This window comes from Enterobacter sp. BNK-16, assembly GCF_048684955.1.
Lineage (GTDB): Bacteria > Pseudomonadota > Gammaproteobacteria > Enterobacterales > Enterobacteriaceae > Enterobacter > Enterobacter bugandensis.
Map to the genome: position 1 here is coordinate 4,310,431 of NZ_JBLQTQ010000001.1, position 17,461 is coordinate 4,327,891.

General features: G+C 57.9%; 16 protein-coding genes. 6 read left to right on the forward strand and 10 right to left on the reverse strand.

Annotated features, from left to right (window positions below; translation table 11 throughout):
* The first annotated feature begins 35 nt into the window (after positions 1-35).
* Positions 36-2,069: a methionine--tRNA ligase gene (gene metG / locus ACMGGH_RS20735; protein ID WP_047363114.1), complete on the forward strand. Its 2,034-nt coding sequence runs from the start codon at positions 36-38 to the stop codon at positions 2,067-2,069.
* A 31-nt stretch (positions 2,070-2,100) separates the two neighbouring features.
* On the opposite strand, the gene ACMGGH_RS20740 is transcribed toward metG, so the two are convergent.
* The 3 genes from ACMGGH_RS20740 to ACMGGH_RS20750 are packed head-to-tail and all read right to left on the reverse strand — an operon-like array spanning position 2,101 to position 5,016.
* The gene (locus ACMGGH_RS20740; RefSeq protein ID WP_045259745.1) at positions 2,101-2,571 is read right to left on the reverse strand and encodes a DUF1456 family protein; all 471 of its coding nucleotides are present in this window, start codon (positions 2,569-2,571) and stop codon (positions 2,101-2,103) included.
* Positions 2,572-2,617: 46 nt separating this feature from the next.
* Entirely contained in the window at positions 2,618-3,337 is a 720-nt protein-coding gene (btsR, locus tag ACMGGH_RS20745) for a two-component system response regulator BtsR (RefSeq protein ID WP_023312443.1), read from the reverse strand.
* Complete coding sequence (locus ACMGGH_RS20750; RefSeq protein ID WP_059354110.1) at positions 3,331-5,016, reverse strand: sensor histidine kinase; 1,686 nt, start codon at positions 5,014-5,016, stop codon at positions 3,331-3,333. The genes btsR and ACMGGH_RS20750 overlap by 7 nt, the downstream gene beginning before the upstream one ends.
* A 218-nt stretch (positions 5,017-5,234) precedes the next feature.
* Between ACMGGH_RS20750 and mlrA the strand changes: the two genes are divergently transcribed.
* Both mlrA and ACMGGH_RS20760 read left to right on the forward strand, forming a co-directional pair.
* Entirely contained in the window at positions 5,235-5,975 is a 741-nt protein-coding gene (gene mlrA / locus ACMGGH_RS20755) for an HTH-type transcriptional regulator MlrA (protein WP_059358526.1), read from the forward strand.
* Positions 5,976-6,044: 69 nt separating this feature from the next.
* Positions 6,045-6,158: a protein YohO gene (locus ACMGGH_RS20760; RefSeq protein WP_008500895.1), complete on the forward strand. Its 114-nt coding sequence runs from the start codon at positions 6,045-6,047 to the stop codon at positions 6,156-6,158.
* Here the strand turns inward: ACMGGH_RS20760 and ACMGGH_RS20765 are convergent.
* From ACMGGH_RS20765 to bglX, 5 genes are all read right to left on the reverse strand, one after another.
* Entirely contained in the window at positions 6,133-6,870 is a 738-nt protein-coding gene (locus ACMGGH_RS20765) for an ABC transporter permease (RefSeq protein ID WP_232948437.1), read from the reverse strand. The genes ACMGGH_RS20760 and ACMGGH_RS20765 overlap by 26 nt on opposite strands.
* Positions 6,854-7,804, reverse strand: a complete 951-nt coding sequence (locus ACMGGH_RS20770) for an ABC transporter ATP-binding protein (protein WP_045259742.1) — start codon at positions 7,802-7,804, stop codon at positions 6,854-6,856. The genes ACMGGH_RS20765 and ACMGGH_RS20770 overlap by 17 nt, the downstream gene beginning before the upstream one ends.
* On the reverse strand, positions 7,797-8,954 hold the full coding sequence (locus tag ACMGGH_RS20775; protein ID WP_193052325.1) for an ABC transporter permease: 1,158 nt from the start codon (positions 8,952-8,954) through the stop codon (positions 7,797-7,799). Before ACMGGH_RS20775 ends, ACMGGH_RS20770 begins: the two co-directional genes overlap by 8 nt.
* A gap of 12 nt (positions 8,955-8,966) precedes the next feature.
* Positions 8,967-9,884 carry an ABC transporter substrate-binding protein gene (gene osmF, locus ACMGGH_RS20780; RefSeq protein WP_041909045.1) on the reverse strand — a complete coding sequence of 306 codons (918 nt, stop codon included), beginning with the start codon at positions 9,882-9,884 and terminating at the stop codon, positions 8,967-8,969.
* A 146-nt stretch (positions 9,885-10,030) separates the two neighbouring features.
* Positions 10,031-12,328 (reverse strand): beta-glucosidase BglX, encoded by a 2,298-nt coding sequence (gene bglX / locus ACMGGH_RS20785; protein ID WP_232948436.1) that lies wholly within the window; start codon positions 12,326-12,328, stop codon positions 10,031-10,033.
* 189 nt (positions 12,329-12,517) lie between these two features.
* On the opposite strand from bglX, the gene dld reads away from it, so the two are divergent.
* Both dld and ACMGGH_RS20795 read left to right on the forward strand, forming a co-directional pair.
* A complete protein-coding gene (gene dld, locus ACMGGH_RS20790) occupies positions 12,518-14,266 on the forward strand; it encodes a D-lactate dehydrogenase (protein WP_232948435.1) in 1,749 nt (582 codons plus the stop codon).
* Between the two features lie 112 nt (positions 14,267-14,378).
* Entirely contained in the window at positions 14,379-14,933 is a 555-nt protein-coding gene (locus tag ACMGGH_RS20795) for a GNAT family N-acetyltransferase (RefSeq protein ID WP_028013845.1), read from the forward strand.
* An 84-nt stretch (positions 14,934-15,017) separates the two neighbouring features.
* On the opposite strand, the gene pbpG is transcribed toward ACMGGH_RS20795, so the two are convergent.
* Together pbpG and ACMGGH_RS20805 are read right to left on the reverse strand one after the other, a co-directional pair.
* On the reverse strand, positions 15,018-15,941 hold the full coding sequence (gene pbpG, locus ACMGGH_RS20800; RefSeq protein WP_028013846.1) for a D-alanyl-D-alanine endopeptidase: 924 nt from the start codon (positions 15,939-15,941) through the stop codon (positions 15,018-15,020).
* 167 nt (positions 15,942-16,108) lie between these two features.
* Positions 16,109-16,696, reverse strand: a complete 588-nt coding sequence (locus ACMGGH_RS20805) for a Yip1 family protein (protein WP_028013847.1) — start codon at positions 16,694-16,696, stop codon at positions 16,109-16,111.
* Positions 16,697-16,853: 157 nt separating this feature from the next.
* On the opposite strand from ACMGGH_RS20805, the gene ACMGGH_RS20810 reads away from it, so the two are divergent.
* On the forward strand, positions 16,854-17,426 hold the full coding sequence (locus ACMGGH_RS20810) for a DedA family protein (RefSeq protein ID WP_028013848.1): 573 nt from the start codon (positions 16,854-16,856) through the stop codon (positions 17,424-17,426).
* Positions 17,427-17,461 lie beyond the last annotated feature (35 nt).

Genomic DNA, 17,461 nt, shown 5'->3' on the forward strand with positions numbered 1-17,461 from the left:
AACCCTTTTCACAGTTAAAAGAAGTAATGCCTACTATGACTCAAGTCGCGAAAAAAATTCTGGTAACGTGCGCCCTGCCGTACGCCAACGGCTCAATCCACCTCGGCCACATGCTGGAGCATATCCAGGCTGATGTCTGGGTCCGTTACCAGCGAATGCGCGGCCACGAGGTTAACTTCATCTGTGCGGACGATGCCCACGGCACGCCGATTATGCTGAAAGCGCAGCAGCTGGGGATTTCCCCGGAGCAGATGATTGCCGAAATGAGTCAGGAGCATCAGACCGATTTTGCTGGCTTTGACATCAGCTATGACAACTATCACTCCACGCACAGCGACGAAAACCGCGAGCTGTCGGAGCTGATCTACACCCGTCTGAAAGAGAACGGTTTCATCAAAAACCGTACTATCTCTCAGCTGTACGATCCGGAAAAAGGCATGTTCCTGCCGGACCGTTTCGTCAAAGGCACCTGTCCAAAATGTAAATCCCCGGATCAGTACGGCGATAACTGCGAAGTCTGCGGCGCGACCTACAGCCCGACCGAACTGATTGAGCCCAAATCCGTGGTATCCGGCGCCACACCTGTGATGCGTGATTCCGAGCACTTCTTCTTCGACCTGCCGTCCTTCAGCGAAATGCTGCAGGCGTGGACCCGCAGTGGCGCGCTGCAGGAGCAGGTGGCGAACAAGATGCAGGAGTGGTTCGAATCCGGCCTGCAGCAGTGGGATATCTCTCGCGATGCGCCGTACTTTGGCTTCGAAATCCCGAATGCGCCGGGCAAATATTTCTACGTCTGGCTGGATGCGCCAATCGGCTACATGGGCTCCTTCAAGAACCTGTGCGACAAGCGGGGCGACGCCGTCAGCTTCGACGAATACTGGAAGAAAGACTCTACCGCCGAGCTGTACCACTTCATCGGCAAAGACATCGTTTACTTCCACAGCCTGTTCTGGCCGGCCATGCTGGAAGGCAGCAACTTCCGCAAGCCAACCAACCTGTTTGTTCACGGCTACGTCACGGTGAACGGCGCGAAAATGTCCAAGTCCCGCGGGACGTTCATCAAGGCCAGCACCTGGCTGAACCACTTCGACGCGGACAGCCTGCGCTACTACTACACCGCGAAGCTCTCTTCCCGCATCGACGATATCGACCTGAACCTGGAAGATTTCGTGCAGCGTGTGAACGCAGACATCGTCAACAAGGTGGTGAACCTGGCGTCCCGTAACGCGGGCTTTATCGCCAAGCGCTTTGACGGCGTAATGGCCGCTGAACTTGCGGACCCTGCCCTGTACCAAACCTTCACCGACGCGGCAGCCACCATTGGCGAAGCCTGGGAAACGCGCGAGTTCGGTAAAGCAGTGCGTGAAATCATGGCGCTGGCTGACCTGGCTAACCGCTATGTGGACGAGCAGGCGCCGTGGGTTGTCGCTAAACAGGAAGGCCGCGATGCCGATCTGCAGGCCATCTGCTCCATGGGCATCAACCTGTTCCGCGTGCTGATGACGTACCTGAAGCCGGTTCTGCCGCAGCTGGCAGCCCGCGCTGAAGCGTTCCTGAACACCGAACTGACCTGGGATGCAATGGCGCAGCCGCTGCTCGGCCACAAGGTGAACACATTTAAGGCGCTGTATAACCGCATTGAGATGAAGCAGGTTGAAGCGCTGGTCGAAGCCTCTAAAGAAGAGGTGAAAGCGGCTGCAGCACCGGTAACCGGCCCGCTGGCGGACGATCCGATTCAGGAAACGATCACCTTTGATGACTTCGCAAAAGTCGATCTGCGCGTGGCGCTGATTGAAAACGCAGAATTCGTGGAAGGCTCTGACAAGCTGCTGCGCCTGACGCTGGATCTCGGCGGCGAGAAGCGCAACGTCTTCTCCGGCATCCGTTCTGCCTACCCGGACCCGCAGGTGCTGATCGGCCGTCAAACCGTGATGGTCGCTAACCTGGCGCCGCGCAAAATGCGCTTCGGCATTTCCGAGGGGATGGTGATGGCAGCAGGCCCTGGCGGGAAGGATATCTTCCTGTTAAGCCCAGACGAAGGCGCGAAGCCGGGCCAGCAGGTGAAATAACAAAAAAGCCGGAGATAATCTCCGGCTTTTTTTATGGTTTCGGGTGATGCACCCGATGGGTCAGCCCGCGCAGGAAATTACGCAGAAACTGGTCGCCGCACTCGCGGTAATTTTTGTGGTCCGGCGCGCGCATCATGGCAGTGATTTCCGGCATCGACACGCGGTATTTCTGCTCGGTCATGATCGCCTGGATATCGTCCGTTTTCAGCGAGAAGGCGATACGCAGCTTTTTCAGCACCGTGTTGTTGTTCACGCGACGCTCCAGCGCCAGCTCGGGCGCGGAGTCATCTTTTCCACGTTTATCGTAAATCAGCCCGTTCAGAAAACCCGACAGAATGATGTCCGGGCAGCGGACGAAGCCCTCTTCGTCCTCTTTGGTCATCCAGGTATCAAAATTTGCAGACGTGGATTCCATGTCGGACAGCGCAAGAATGCGCACCATGTCGTTATTGTTTGCTTTCAGGGTGTAGCGCAGGCTACGAAGAATATCGTTACTTAGCATAGAGCCTTCGAATGTCGATGATGCAATGGCGCGCAGTGTACCAGTTTTACAGGCCAATCGCCTCTTTCAAACTTTTCAGATAGCGGCGGCTGACGGGGACGGTCTGCCCGGCGCGCAGCACCAGCTCGGCCTGACCGTTATCTTCCAGACGGATCTCCTTCAGGTGCGCCATGTTCACCAGATACTGACGGTGACAGCGAATCAGCGGCGTGCGGCTCTCCAGCGTGCGCAGGGTCAGCTCGGTAAACCCTTCGTTCCCTTCCGCGCTGGTGACAAACACCCCGCTCAGGCGGCTGCTGACAAACGCCACATCATCCATCTGCAGCAGATAAATCCGGCTGTGCCCGGTGCAGGGGATAAATTTCAGCGGCTGCTGGTTCTCCGGCAACAGCGTAACGTCCTGGACGGTTCGCTCCTGGCGTAAGCGGGTGAGCGTTTTTTCCAGCCGCTTCTCTTCAATCGGCTTGAGTAAATAATCGAACGCGTGCTCCTCAAAAGCCTTAACGGCATATTCGTCGAACGCCGTCAGAAACACGATGTAGGGACGATGCGCCGGGTCGAGCATGCCGACCATCTCCAGCCCGCTGATGCGCGGCATCTGAATGTCGAGGAACAGCACGTCCGGGCGCAGCTTGTGCACCGCACCGATGGCCTCAATGGCGTTGGCGCACTCCCCCACAATCTCAATGTCTGGCTGCTCCTGCAGCAGAACGCGCAGGTTTTCCCGTGCCAGCGGCTCGTCATCCACGATCAGCACTCTTAACATGCGTTTTCCTCCAGCGGCAGTCGAACGGTAATACGGGTAAAACGGTCAGGCTCGCAGGCGACGGTAATGCCACAGTCGTCGCCAAAATGGGCGCGCAGACGTTTATCAACCAGGCTCATCCCTAATCCGCCCGAAGCGGAAGGCTGGTACAGCCCGGCGTTATCTTCAATATCCAGCACCAGGTGGTGGTTAAAACGGCTGGCGGCAATGGTTATCTCCCCTGTCCCCAGCAGCTGCGAGGTACCGTGCTTGATGGCGTTCTCCACAATAGGCTGCAGGGTAAAGGCCGGAAGATGCTGATACGCCAGCTCGTCCGGAACGGAGAGCGACACCTGCAGTCGGGACTGAAACCGCGCCTGCTCAATTTGCAGATAGGCATTCACGTGCTCAATTTCATCGGCGAGGGTCACGATCTCTGACGGGCGCTTCAGGTTTTTACGGAAAAAGGTCGACAAAAACTGCACCAGCTGCGCGGCCTGATCGCTGTCGCGGCGAATCACCGCTTTGAGCGTGTTGAGGGCATTAAACAGGAAATGCGGATTGACCTGGGCATGCAGCAGCTTAATTTCAGACTGCGTCAGCAGGGCTTTCTGCCGTTCATACTGCCCGGCCAGAATTTGCGCGGAAAGAAGCTGGGCGATACCCTCCCCCAGCGTGCGGTTGATGGAGCTGAACAGACGGTTTTTCGCCTCATACAGCTTGATGGTGCCCATCACCCGCTGATTTTCCCCGCGCAGCGGAATGACGAGCGTGGAGCCCAGCTTGCACTGCGGATGCAGCGAGCAGCGGTAAGGCACTTCGTTACCGTCGGCATACACTACTTCGCCGGTTTCAATGGCGCGCAGCGTATAGGTCGACGAGATCGGTTTGCCCGGCAGGTGGTGATCGTCTCCGGTGCCGGTAAACGCCAGCAGCTTTTCGCGATCGGTAATGGCCACCGCACCAATATCCAGCTCTTTATAGAGCACCTGCGCAACCTTCATGCTGTTCTCTTCGTTAAACCCCTGACGCAGGATCCCTTCGGTAGAGGCGGCAACCTTCAACGCCGTGGCGGAAAAGGCCGAGGTGTACTTCTCAAACATGGCGCGCTTGTCGAGCAGAATACGCATAAACAGCGCCGCGCCGACGGTGTTGGTCACCATCATCGGGGCGGCAATACTGCTGACCAGGTGCAGCGCATCCTCGAACGGGCGGGCAATCAGCAGAATGATCGCCATCTGCGCCATTTCAGCCACAAAGGTAATGGCCCCGGCGGTAAGCGGGCTAAACACCTTGTCCGGGCGACCGCGCTTAATCATATAGCTGTGCACCAGGCCACCAAGCAGCCCTTCGACGATCGTCGAGATCATGCAACTGAGCGCCGTCATTCCGCCCATGGAATAGCGATGCAGCCCACCGGTTAAACCGACAAGACCACCGACGACCGGTCCGCCCAGCAGCCCGCCCATCACCGCGCCGATGGCGCGCGTATTAGCAATAGAGTCTTCGATGTGGAGGCCGAAGTAGGTCCCCATGATGCAAAAAATAGAAAAGGTGACGTAGCAGAGCAGCTTGTGCGGCAGGCGTACGGTGACCTGCATCAGCGGAATGAAAAGACGCGTTTTGCTCATCAGCCAGGCAATGACCAGAAACACGCACATCTGCTGAAGCAACAGCAGCACCAGGTTAAACTCGTACATACTCAAAACCGCACACGCTAAAAAACGCGTAACATACACGGATGCGGCTGAACTTTCTTTGAAGCGCCCCAAAAAAGCGCAAAATCGTGTCCGTTATCACATCTTTTTCTGCACATCGTGCATGGTTCGCATAATCTGTTTAAAAATTAATCAATTCTTCCTGGTTCGGCAAAGTGGGTCTACAGTTAAGCTGGGGACGCGTAAGCCAGGGGGCAAATATGGCGCTTTACACAATCGGTGAAGTGGCACTCCTTTGTGATATCAATCCCGTTACCCTACGGGCGTGGCAGCGACGGTATGGATTGCTCAAACCACAGAGGACGGACGGTGGTCATCGCCTTTTCAACGATGCCGATATCGACCGGATCCGCGAAATCAAAAGCTGGATCGACAACGGGGTGCAGGTCGGGAAAGTGAAGTCCCTGCTGAGCCACGACGACCCGGACACGCAACGCCTCTGGCGCGAGCAGCAGGAAACTCTGCTGCGGCTCCTGCAGGCGGGTAACCTGCAGCGACTGCGCACCTGGATCAAAGAGCAGGGTCGCGATTATCCGGCGAAAACGCTTATCACCCATCTTTTCATTCCGCTCCGTCGGCGCCTGCAGTGCCAACAGTCTACCCTGCAGGCGCTGCTCAGCATGCTTGACGGGGTGCTGATCAACTATATCGCAGTCTGTCTTGCCTCGGCGAAGAATAAGGCAGGAAAAGATGCGCTGGTGGTCGGCTGGAACGTGCACGATACCACCCGTCTGTGGCTGGAAGCGTGGATCGCCACCCAAAAGGGCTGGCGCGTGGATGTCCTTGCGCACTCGCTGGGGCAGCTCAAACCCGAGTTTTTCGACGGCCAGACCCTGCTGGTCTGGTGTGGCGAAGTGCCGTCCGCCACGCAGCAACAGCTGCTGACGGAGTGGCGTGAGCATGGTTATCCGGTTTATTCCCTTGGCCCGGATGAGCCATAACGGCATTTAATGGTTCATTAACAGCTGCGCTTCACCGTATAATTGTTCCGTTAACAACAGGAGCACATGATGAAGGCAACCAAACTCGCCATTATTACCCTTTTTGTCCTGATGGCCGTAAGCGGTATCGGCGGCGTGATGCTTGCAGGATACTCGTTTATCGTTCGTGGCGGTGTCGGCTGAGGTACAGCGCCAGCCGCTCAAAAAGGCGATCGACAACGATGGCCGCCAGCGCGACCAGCACCGCCCCCTGCACAATATAAGCCGTATTAAACCCGCTTAAGCCGATGATGATCGGCGTTCCCAGCGTATTGGCACCGACCGTAGACGCAATGGTCGCCGTCCCGATGTTAATGATCACCGACGTGCGGATCCCGGCAATAATAACCGGTGCCGCAAGCGGCAGTTCTACCTTGCGCAGCCGCTGCCAGCGGCTCATCCCCATCCCTTCCGCCACGCTTAAAACAGACGCCGGGACCGCCGCAACGCCCGCCAGCGTGCCCTGCAGAACGGGCAACACGCCGTACAGAATCAGCGCAATAATCGCGGGCTGCTGACCAAAACCCATCACCGGCACCGCTATCGCCAGCACCGCCACCGGCGGAAACGTCTGTCCAATGGCCGCAACCGTCTCCACCAGCGGACGAAACTCCCGGCCCGCAGGTCGCGTGACCGCGATGCCCGCCCCTACTCCCAGCACCACCGCGATGACGCTTGAGAGCGCCACCAGCCAGAGATGCGCCAGGGCAAGGTTAATAAAGCTCTCCTGCTGATACACCGGCCGCGGTAGCCCCGGAAAAAGAGTGTTAAACAGCGCCGCGCTGTGAGGCATCAGAAACAGTAAGACGACAAAGAGCACTACCAGCCAGAGGAGCGGATCACGCAGTGCCTTCACGCGTCACCTCCCCGGCCAGCAGATCGCGAAAATGCAGGCTGCCGCACGGCGCACCCCGGACATCCGCCACGGGCAGGACTTCGCACCGGCGCGCGACAAACGCGGAGAGGGCATCCCGCAGGCTCATCTGCTCCTGTAACGGTTCCCCGCCGGGCGGTGCATTCTCCCGGCGCATATAGTCTCCGACCGTCCGCAGGGAGAGCAGCCTGACGCCCAGCTCGCTGCGGCCAAAAAACTCGCGTACAAAGTCATTCTTCGGGCTGGTCAGCAGCGCAAGCGGCGCGCCCTGCTGCACCACCTCGCCGTGATCCATCAGCACCAGATGGTCGGCCAGGCGCAGGGCTTCATCTATATCGTGCGTCACGAGGACGATGGTTCGACCAAGAATGCGGTGAATGCGGGTCATCTCCGTTTGCAGCGCCCCGCGCGTAACGGGATCCAGCGCGCCAAAGGGTTCATCCATCAGCAGCACCTGCGGGTTAGCCGCCAGCGCGCGCGCCACGCCCACGCGCTGCTGTTGCCCACCGGAGAGCTGGTGAGGATAGCGCTCGCGCAACGCGGGCTCCAGCCCCAGCAGAGACATCAGTTCATCAACGCGGTCAGCGATTTTAGCCCGCGACCATTTCTCCAGCTGCAGCACGGTGGCGATGTTCTGTGCCACCGTCCAGTGCGGAAACAGGCCGATAGACTGAATGGCATAGCCCATTCGGCGGCGCAGCTCCAGCACCGGCAGGCTGCGGATCTCTTCCCCGGCAAAGCGAATTAACCCGCTGTCATGCTCCACCAGCCGGTTGATCATCTTCAGCGTGGTGGATTTTCCCGAGCCCGAAGTGCCAATCAGCACGGAAAATGCCCCCTCGGCAAAGTTCAGGTTCAGATGGCTTGCCGCCGGGCGGCCGGCAAAGGTTTTACTCACATCATGAAATTCAATCATTGGCTCTTCTCCTGAGCAGCGCGAGCCATAAGGCAAACAGGGCGTCGACGACAACCGCCAGCGCAATGGTAGGGACTACGCCTAACAACACCAGATCGAGGGCGCTGCTCAGCAGCCCCTGGAACACCAGCGCGCCAAAGCCGCCCGCTCCAATCAGCGCGGCAATCACCGCCATGCCAACGGTCTGAACCGCTACCACACGCAGGCTGCGCAGCAGCAGGGGCAGCGCCAGCGGGAGCTGAATCTTCCAGAAACACTGTCGCGCGCTCATCCCCATCGCATGGGCGCTCTCCAGCACATCCGGCGCAACCTGGCTTAAGCCCGCGACTACGCCGCGTACCAGCGGGAGCAGCGCGTACAGCACCAGCGCAATCAGCGCGGGTGTTAACCCCGTTCCGGCGATACCCACCGCGCCCAGCGCGGGAAACGACTTCACCAGCCCGGCCAGGGGGGCAATCAGCAGGCCAAACAGCGCAACGGAGGGAATGGTCTGGATGACGTTGAGCACAGCAAAGATGCTACCCTGACGTGAGGGATGACGATAACACCACATGCCGAGCGGTATCCCGATCAGCAGCGCCGGGATCAGCGTGCCGAAAAGGATCGTCAGATGTTGCGCCAGGGCATCATCAAACACCTCCTGACGGTTGGCGTACTCTTTTAACAGCGAGAGGTTGTTCAGTTCACCACTGAACAATAACAGCAGCGGAATAGACCATATCTGCGCATTAAGCACCCAGCGCCAGACAGAACTGGCGATGAGACGACGAATCGCATCGCTGCTGGCCAGTAAACACAAAGCCAGCCAGAGCCACAGGCCGCTGCCTGGCGTGGTTCTCGCCAGCGGACTTTCCGCCGAGGCCATATGCGTTGCCGCCAGCCCCGCGCTCCAGAACAGCGTGATAAAGAGACCTTCCGAGAGCAGCAGCGTCAGCCACTGCGCCGTTCGCCCTTGCCAGAGCGACAGTCCAACCCACGCGGCCAGCGCAGCCGCCAGCCACCACGGCGTGAACGACCATACGTCCCAGAGAGCACGCCCTTCCCCCGACATCAGGCGGTTAGGCGCGACGTTCACAAACGGTAACGCGACCGCCGCGATGGCCACGCAGGCCAACAGCAGCAGTACGCGGTTATGACATTTTATTGGCACAGCCCTTTCCCGTTACTTCACAAGCCCTTGTTGTTTCAGGAAGTCGGCGGCCACTTTTTTGGCATCCAGTCCCTCGACGGCAATGCTGGCATTCAGCTGTTGCAGCGTTTTTTCATCCAGCTTTTCGAAGACCGGTTTGAGCCATTCAGCAATATCCGGGTAGGCTTTCAGCACCGCCTCACGCACAACCGGGGTTGGAGCGTAGATCGGTTGAACGCCTTTAGGATCGGTCAGGGTTTGCAGGCCCAGTGCCGCGACCGGGCCGTCGGTGCCGTAGGCCATTGCCGCGTTAACGCCGGAGGTTTGCTGCGCCGCCGCCTTAATGGTTACCGCCGTATCTCCGCCCGCCAGCGAGAGCAGTTGCGCCTGGTCGAGCTTGAAGTCGTACGCTTTTTCGAATGCAGGGAGCGCGTCGGGACGCTCGATAAACTCCGCGGACGCCGCAAGCTTAAAGTCGCCCTTCTCTTTCAGGTAGCGGCTGAGATCCGCAAGCGAGGTGAGCTTCCCTTTCTCCGCCACGTCCTTACGCACGGCGATAGTCCAGGTATTGTTGGCCGGGGCCGGGGTCAGCCAGACCAGCTTGTTCTGTTCCGCGTCGAGTTTTTTGACTTTTTCATAGCCAGCTTTGGCGTTTTTCCATGCTGGATCGTTCTCTTCTTTAAAGAAGAACGCGCCGTTGCCGGTATATTCAGGATAGATATCCAGCTCGCCGGAGGTAATCGCGCCGCGCACGACGGGCGTGGTGCCCAGCTGAACTTTATTGACGGTTTTCACGCCGTGGCTTTCCAGCACCTGGAGAATAATATTCCCGAGCAGCGCGCCCTCGGTATCGATCTTTGAGCCCACTTTTACCGGCTCCGCCGCCTGTAACGGCAGGCTTAGCGCCGCGAGTAGCGCCGCAGAAACTACCATCCCCGATTTAATCGTCATTCCGCTATCCTCATTTTTTTGCTGCCTTTTTCAGAGGCTTGAGAGAAAAGCGTAGCTTAAAACGGCGGATTTACCCGGCAAAATGCCTTTTTAGCATAAGGTAAGACGCATCCCCCGATCGACGGGGGATGCTAAGGAGGGAAAGGTTACAGCAGCTCGAACTCGCCTTTATTTACGCGGGCGGAATCCACCCCGATAAAGACGTTAAACTTGCCCGGTTCCGCATCATATTTCATCTGCTGGTTCCAGAACTTCAGCGCATCCACGTCAATCGGGAAGCTGATGGTTTTGGTTTCGCCAGGCTTGAGATTAACCTTCTCAAAGCCGCGCAGCTGCTTCACAGGACGGCTCATCGAGGCGGTGACATCCTGCACGTACATCTGAATCACCGTTGCCCCTTCACGCTTGCCGGTGTTGGTCACCTCGATGCTGGCGGTGACCTTGCCGTCGCGCTTCAGGCTTGGCGCCGACATTTTCACCTCAGAGACCTTGAAGGTGGTGTAGCTCAGGCCATAACCAAACGGGTAGAGCGGGCCGTTAGCTTCGTCAAAGTAACGAGACGTGTATTTGTTCGGCTTGTCGGCGTTGTACGGGCGGCCGGTGTTCAGGTGGCTGTAGTAAACCGGGATCTGCCCGACGGAGCGCGGGAAGGACATCGGCAGCTTGCCCGACGGGTTGTAATCGCCAAACAATACGTCGGCGATGGCGTTACCGCCTTCGGTGCCGGCGAACCAGGTTTCCAGAATGGCGTCAGCCTGCTGGTCCTCTTTCACCAGCGCCAGCGGACGACCGTTCATCAGCACCAGCACCAGCGGCTTGCCGGTCGCTTTCAGGGCGGCGATCAGATCGCGCTGGCTCTGCGGGATTGTGATGTCAGTACGGCTGGAGGCTTCGTGCGCCATACCCTGCGCTTCCCCCACGACCGCGACAACGACGTCAGACTGCTTCGCCGCGTTGACCGCTTCGTCGATCATCTCCTTCGGCGTGCGCGGATCGACCTTCACCGCTTCCTCGTACTGGTTGAGGAAGGTGACGATGTCTTTATCGTCGGTGACGTTCGCCCCTTTGGCGTACACCACTTTGGCGTTTTCACCGACGGCGCTCTTGATGCCGGTCAGGACGGTAACGGACTGATCGGCCACGCCCGCAGCAGACCAGCTCCCCATCACGTCGCGCTTGCTGTCAGCCAGCGGGCCGACCACAGCAATAGTGCCGGATTTTTTCAGCGGCAGCGTGTCGAGGCGGTTCTTCAGCAGCACCAGGCTTTCGCGCGCCACTTCACGCGCTTCTTTGCGGTGCAGGCGGCTTTCGGCATTGGTATCCGCCGGGTCAGAATCTTTCGGCCCCAGGTGGCTGTACGGATCGTTAAACAGCCCCATGTCATATTTCACGTTCAGCACGTGGCGCGCGGCATCGTCCAGCTCCGCCAACGTTACCTTGCCGCTCTTCACCAGCCCCGGCAGGTATTTGCTGTAGTACTCGTCGCTCATGCTCATGTTGATGCCGGACTTGAGCGCCACGCGCACCGCGTCTTCCGGATCGGACGCCGTGCCGTGCTTGATCAGCTCTTTAATCGCGCCGTGGTCGGAAACGGTGATGCCCTTAAAGCCCCACTGGTCGCGCAGCACGTCTTTCAGCAGCCAGGAATCGGAAGTCGCAGGCGTGCCGTTCAGCGAGTTCAGCGCCACCATCACCGCGCCGCTGCCCGCATCCAGCCCTGCCTTGTACGGCGGCATGTAGTCGTTAAACAGGCGCTGTGGGCTCATGTCGACGGTGTTGTACTCTTTACCGCCTTCCACGGCACCGTAGGCCGCGAAGTGTTTAACGCTGGTCATCACCGAGTAGCGGTCCGCCGGGCTCTTGCCCTGCATCGCTTCCACCATGGTTTTGCCCATCGTGGCCGTTAAATAGGTGTCTTCACCGAAGCCTTCCGAGGCGCGGCCCCAGCGCGGATCGCGCGAGACGTCCACCATCGGTGCCCAGGTCATGTTCAGGCCGTCGTCCGCCGCTTCATAGGCCGACACGCGCCCGACGGTTTTCACCGCGTCGAGGTTAAACGAGGAGGCTAAGCCGAGGCTGATCGGGAAGACAGTGCGTTGGCCGTGCACCACGTCATAGGCGAAGAACAGCGGGATTTTCAGGCGGCTGAGCTGCATCACCTGATCCTGCATGGCGCGGATATCCTGGCGGGTGACGGTGTTAAAAATCGCGCCCACCTGGTTCTCTTTGATCATCTCGCGGATGGCCTCTTTCGGGTTATCCGGGCCAACGCTGATCAGACGCAGCTGGCCGATTTTTTCATCGACCGTCATCTTCTTAAGCAACTCCGTGACAAACGCGTCGCGGGCTTCAGGCGTGAGCGGGTGATTACCAAACAAATCCTCTGCCAGCGCAGGTTGCAGCGCCAGGCTGACGGCGACACCTACAGAACATAGCCATTTCATGTTGTTATTCTCTCTCATCAATAACCGTGGGAAGCACCCGGCCAGACCGTGCGAAAAGCGCAGTGTGCCATAAACCCTCTGAACGTTGCAGGGTTATTCTCTGATTTTTCTCGTGAATACTCGACCGCTGAACAGTTAATCGCGCTATGCTTTACAGCGAGAAATTTGCCCCACCACAAGGAGTGGAAGATGACTTCTGTTCGAACTGACGATAACAAAACATTTATTAACGAACTGTCGCGCCTGGTTGGCTCCTCTCACCTGCTTACCGACCCGGCCAAAACCGCCCGCTACCGTAAGGGTTTCCGCTCCGGCCAGGGCGACGCGCTGGCGGTGGTCTTCCCCGGCACGCTGCTGGAGCTGTGGCGCGTGCTGAGCGCCTGCGTTGCGGCGGACAAAATTATTTTAATGCAGGCGGCCAACACCGGCCTGACCGAAGGTTCCACGCCGAACGGCAACGATTACGATCGCGATATCGTGATTATCAGCACCCTGCGCCTCGACAAGCTGCACCTGCTGGACAAAGGCGAGCAGGTGCTCGCGTTCCCGGGTACCACGCTCTACTCGCTGGAAAAAGCGCTTAAGCCGCTGGGCCGCGAGCCGCACTCGGTGATCGGCTCCTCCTGTATTGGCGCCTCGGTGGTCGGTGGGATCTGCAATAACTCCGGCGGCTCGCTGGTGCAGCGCGGCCCGGCCTATACCGAAATGTCACTTTTTGCCCGCATCGATGAAAACGGCAAGCTGACGCTGGTGAACCACCTGGGCATCGATCTGGGCGTGACGCCGGAACAGATCCTCAGCAAGCTCGACGACGACCGCGTGAGGGACGAAGACGTGCAGCACGACGGTCGCCACGCGCACGACCATGATTACATTACCCGCGTGCGCGATATCGAGGCCAATACCCCGGCGCGCTACAACGCCGACCCGGATCGACTGTTTGAATCGTCCGGCTGCGCGGGCAAGCTGGCGGTTTTTGCGGTGCGTCTCGACACCTTCCCGGCAGAGAAAAAGCAGCAGGTATTTTACATCGGCACCAATCAGCCTGAGGTCCTGACCGAAATTCGTCGCCATATTCTGGGCGAATTCACCCACCTCCCGGTGGCGGGCGAGTACATGCATCGGGATATTTACGACATCGCGGAGCGCTACGGGAAAGACACCTTCCTGATGATCGATAAGCTTGGCACCGACAAAATGCCGTTCTTCTTCACCATGAAGGGCCGCACCGACGCGATGCTGGAGAAAGTGCCGCTGTTCAAGCCCCACTTTACCGACCGCTTTATGCAGAAGCTGGGCAACGTTTTCCCTGCACATCTGCCGGAGCGAATGAAAACCTGGCGTGATAAGTACGAACATCACCTGCTGCTGAAAATGGCCGGGGACGGGATCGCCGAAGCGCAGAGCTGGCTGACCGAGTTCTTCAGGACGGCTGAGGGTGATTTCTTTGCCTGCACGCCGGAAGAAGGCAGCAAAGCCTTCCTGCACCGCTTCGCCGCGGCGGGTGCCGCTATCCGTTACCAGGCGGTGCATTCCGAAGAGGTGGAAGATATTCTGGCGCTGGATATCGCCCTGCGGCGCAACGACACCGAATGGTTTGAGCATCTGCCGCCGGAAATCGACAGCAAGCTGGTGCATAAACTCTATTACGGCCACTTTATGTGCTACGTCTTCCATCAGGATTATATCGTCAAAAAAGGGCTAGATGCTCATGAACTGAAGGAGCAGATGCTCGCCCTGCTGCGCGAGCGTGGCGCACAATATCCTGCGGAACACAACGTCGGGCATCTTTATAAAGCCCCTGACGCCCTTAAGCAGTTTTATCGCGAGAATGACCCTACAAACAGCATGAACCCCGGAATCGGGAAAACAACGCGGAAGAAATACTGGAAAGAGAGTGCAGACGCGGAGCAGCGCATAACGCAAGCGTCTGATTAAACCCTACAGCCAAATTTGAGAGATTGTTTCGCGCGCCTTAATCGTAATAGAGTAGCGGTCTGTCGCCGGAGAAATGTTTCTCCGGCATTCTATAACGAGGAGCAGGCGCATCATGTCGGCTGTTGATGTTTTATCCGAAACCGAACTGGAAGTGCGCGACGCCCTTCCCGATGATGTGCATGCCATCGCCGCCATCTATGCCTGGCATGTGCTTCACGGACGCGCGTCATTCGAAGAAGTCCCCCCCACCATCGACGAAATGCGTCAGCGCATGAAAAGCGTGGCCGAGAACGGTTTACCGTGGCTCATCGCGCTCTATCGCGGCATCGTGGTGGGCTATTGTTACGCCACCCCTTACCGACCGCGTCAGGCCTATCGCTATACCCTGGAAGAGTCGATTTACGTGGATGCCAGCATCACCGGACGCGGTTTTGGCACCGCATTAATGAACGCGCTGATCGCGCGCTGCGAGCAGGGCCCGTGGCGGCAGATGATTGCCGTTGTGGGAGATGGCAATAATAATTCCGGCTCGTTACGGCTGCATAAAAAACACGGCTTTGAGATTGTCGGTCAGCTTCGCAGCGTGGGGTATAAGAAAGGCGACTGGCGGGATACGGTGATAATGCAGCGCCCGCTCAATGACGGTGACTGGACGCTGCCGGAATAAACGCAGTGCGGTCTGGTGCCCTCACCCACAGGGAGAGGGAGAAAACATAAAAAACGGTAACGCATGTTACCGTTTTGCTTTTATCTAATCGTTTTGCGCCGTCGCCATCTGCTCCGCTTTCTGCTTTTTATAGGTCAATGCCGCAGCCGGAACGGGCTGCACTTTCCCGGTCTCAATCCAGGTCCGCAGGCGGCTCGCATCCGCGAAGTGGGTATATTTCCCGAAGGCATCCATCACCACCAGCGCCACCGGCTTACCGTTAAACACGGTGCGCATCACCAGGCAGTGGCCTGCCGCATTGGTAAACCCGGTTTTGGTTAACTGAATATTCCAGTTCTCGCGGTACACCAGATGGTTCGTGTTGCGAAACGGCAGCGTGTAAGACGGATTCGAGAATGTCGCCATGTCCTCACGCGTGGTGCTGAGCTGGCCGAGCAGCGGGTACTGCTTGCTGGCAATCAGCAGTTTCGTCAGATCGCGGGCCGTGGAGACGTTGTTAATCGACAGACCCGTCGGTTCAACAAAATGAGTATTGCTCATCCCCAGCGCTTTGGCTTTGGCGTTCATCGCGCGGATAAAGGCATCGTAACCGCCAGGATAGTGGTGCGCCAGACTTGCCGCCGCACGGTTTTCGGACGACATCAGCGCCAGCAGCAGCATATTTTTACGGCTGATTTCACTGTTCAGGCGCACGCGAGAGTAGATCCCTTTCATCTCCGGCGTGTGGCTGATATCCACTTTCAGCTTTTCGTCCAGCGGCAGGCGAGCATCAAGCACCACCATCGCGGTCATTAATTTGGTTATTGAGGCGATTGGGCGCACCAGGTCCGGGTGGCTGGCGTAAATCACCTTATTGGTGTTGAGATCAACAATCATCGCGCTGCCGGACGCAATTTGCGGCTGGGCAGCAGCGGTGGTCACCGCGGGCGTTTTGGCGACAGCTGGCACGGCAGCGGACGCGCCCAGCAGCAGCGCCAGGCTAAGTAAGGAGACACGAAATTTCAGCATGGTGAGACTTCTGATAATTATTCACGCACGTAATGACGTACACCGCCTGCGTCGACTGATAAACACAGGCTGGCTTCGGCATCATAGCGGTCACCGTGCTTTGTCGCCAGCGGATAATCGTGAACAGATGCTGCATTGCTGGCATTTACGCCAGCAATGCAGTGAGCTTAGAAGAGACGGTATCCATAACCCCAGAGAATAACCGTCAGTGCCAGTAACACCTCCAGTACCAGCACCCCGATGGCAAGCGTGGAACCGGAGAAGCTCAGGCCCTCTTCTTTATTGATATTCAGGAAGGTTGGAACGCCCAGATACAGCAGATAACCGGTGTAAAAGAGCGCAACAGTACCGATCAGCGCGCACAGCCAGACCAGTGGATAGAGCGCAACAATACCGCTTAAGAACAGCGGGGTCGCGACGTATCCGGCGAAGACCATACAGTGTGCCAGCGATGGGCGCTGTGGGTAGTTACGCGCCATCCAGTGAATGACGCGCCCCATGACCGCCACCCCTGCCAGCATCAGGCCATAAAAGAGAATGGCCAGATAAAGCCCGGTAAACCAGGAGAGCTGAACCACGGTACCGTCACCGAAGTTCCAGCCGATTTGTGTTGTGCCAATAAACGCGCATATTACCGGCACCGCGGCCATCAGCAGCACATGGTGGGTGTAATGATGCGAGACCGTTTCGTTCTCACTTTTGATGACATGCATTTCACGATCGGGATGGGAGAAAAGTCCCCAGACATGGTTCATAGCGCCCCCTTGTTGTCGGCCCGTCAGCGATACCTTAAGTATAATGCAGGCTTTAGATTATTTTATGTACAGTGGGAAATTTCCGTTGATTGCCGCGCGGTTGATTCATGAGGTATATGATTAAACGAGGTACGCAGAGGGAGATAACCGTTACGTAATGGATATTAACGCACTCATTGAACAATATGGATATGCCGCGCTGGTCATCGGCAGCGTGGCGGAAGGTGAAACCATCACGCTGCTGGGCGGCGTCGCCGCGCATCAGGGCTTACTGAAGTTTCCGCTGGTCGTCGCTGCGGTCGCGCTGGGCGGCATGATTGGCGATCAGCTGCTCTACTTCCTGGGGCTGCGCTTTGGCCCGACGCTGCTCAAGCGTTTCGTTAAACACAAAAAGAAAATCAACCGCGCGCAGCGCCTGATCCAGCGTCACCCTTATCTGTTCGTCATAGGCACCCGCTTTATGTACGGCTTCAGGATTATCGGACCGATACTGATTGGTGCCAGCCGCCTGCCGCCAAAAATTTTCCTGCCGCTGAATATTGTTGGCGCGATAGCCTGGGCGCTGATCTTCACGACGCTTGGTTACGTGGGTGGCGAAGTGATTGGCCCGTGGCTGCATAACCTTGACCAACACCTGAAGCACTGGGCGTGGTTGATTCTGGTGGTTGTGGCGGTGATTGGGGTCAGGCTGTGGATGCGGCACAGAGAGAAGAAGCGGGATGAGGAGTGAGTCAGCCTGGTGCCCCTCACCCCTTTGGGGAGAGG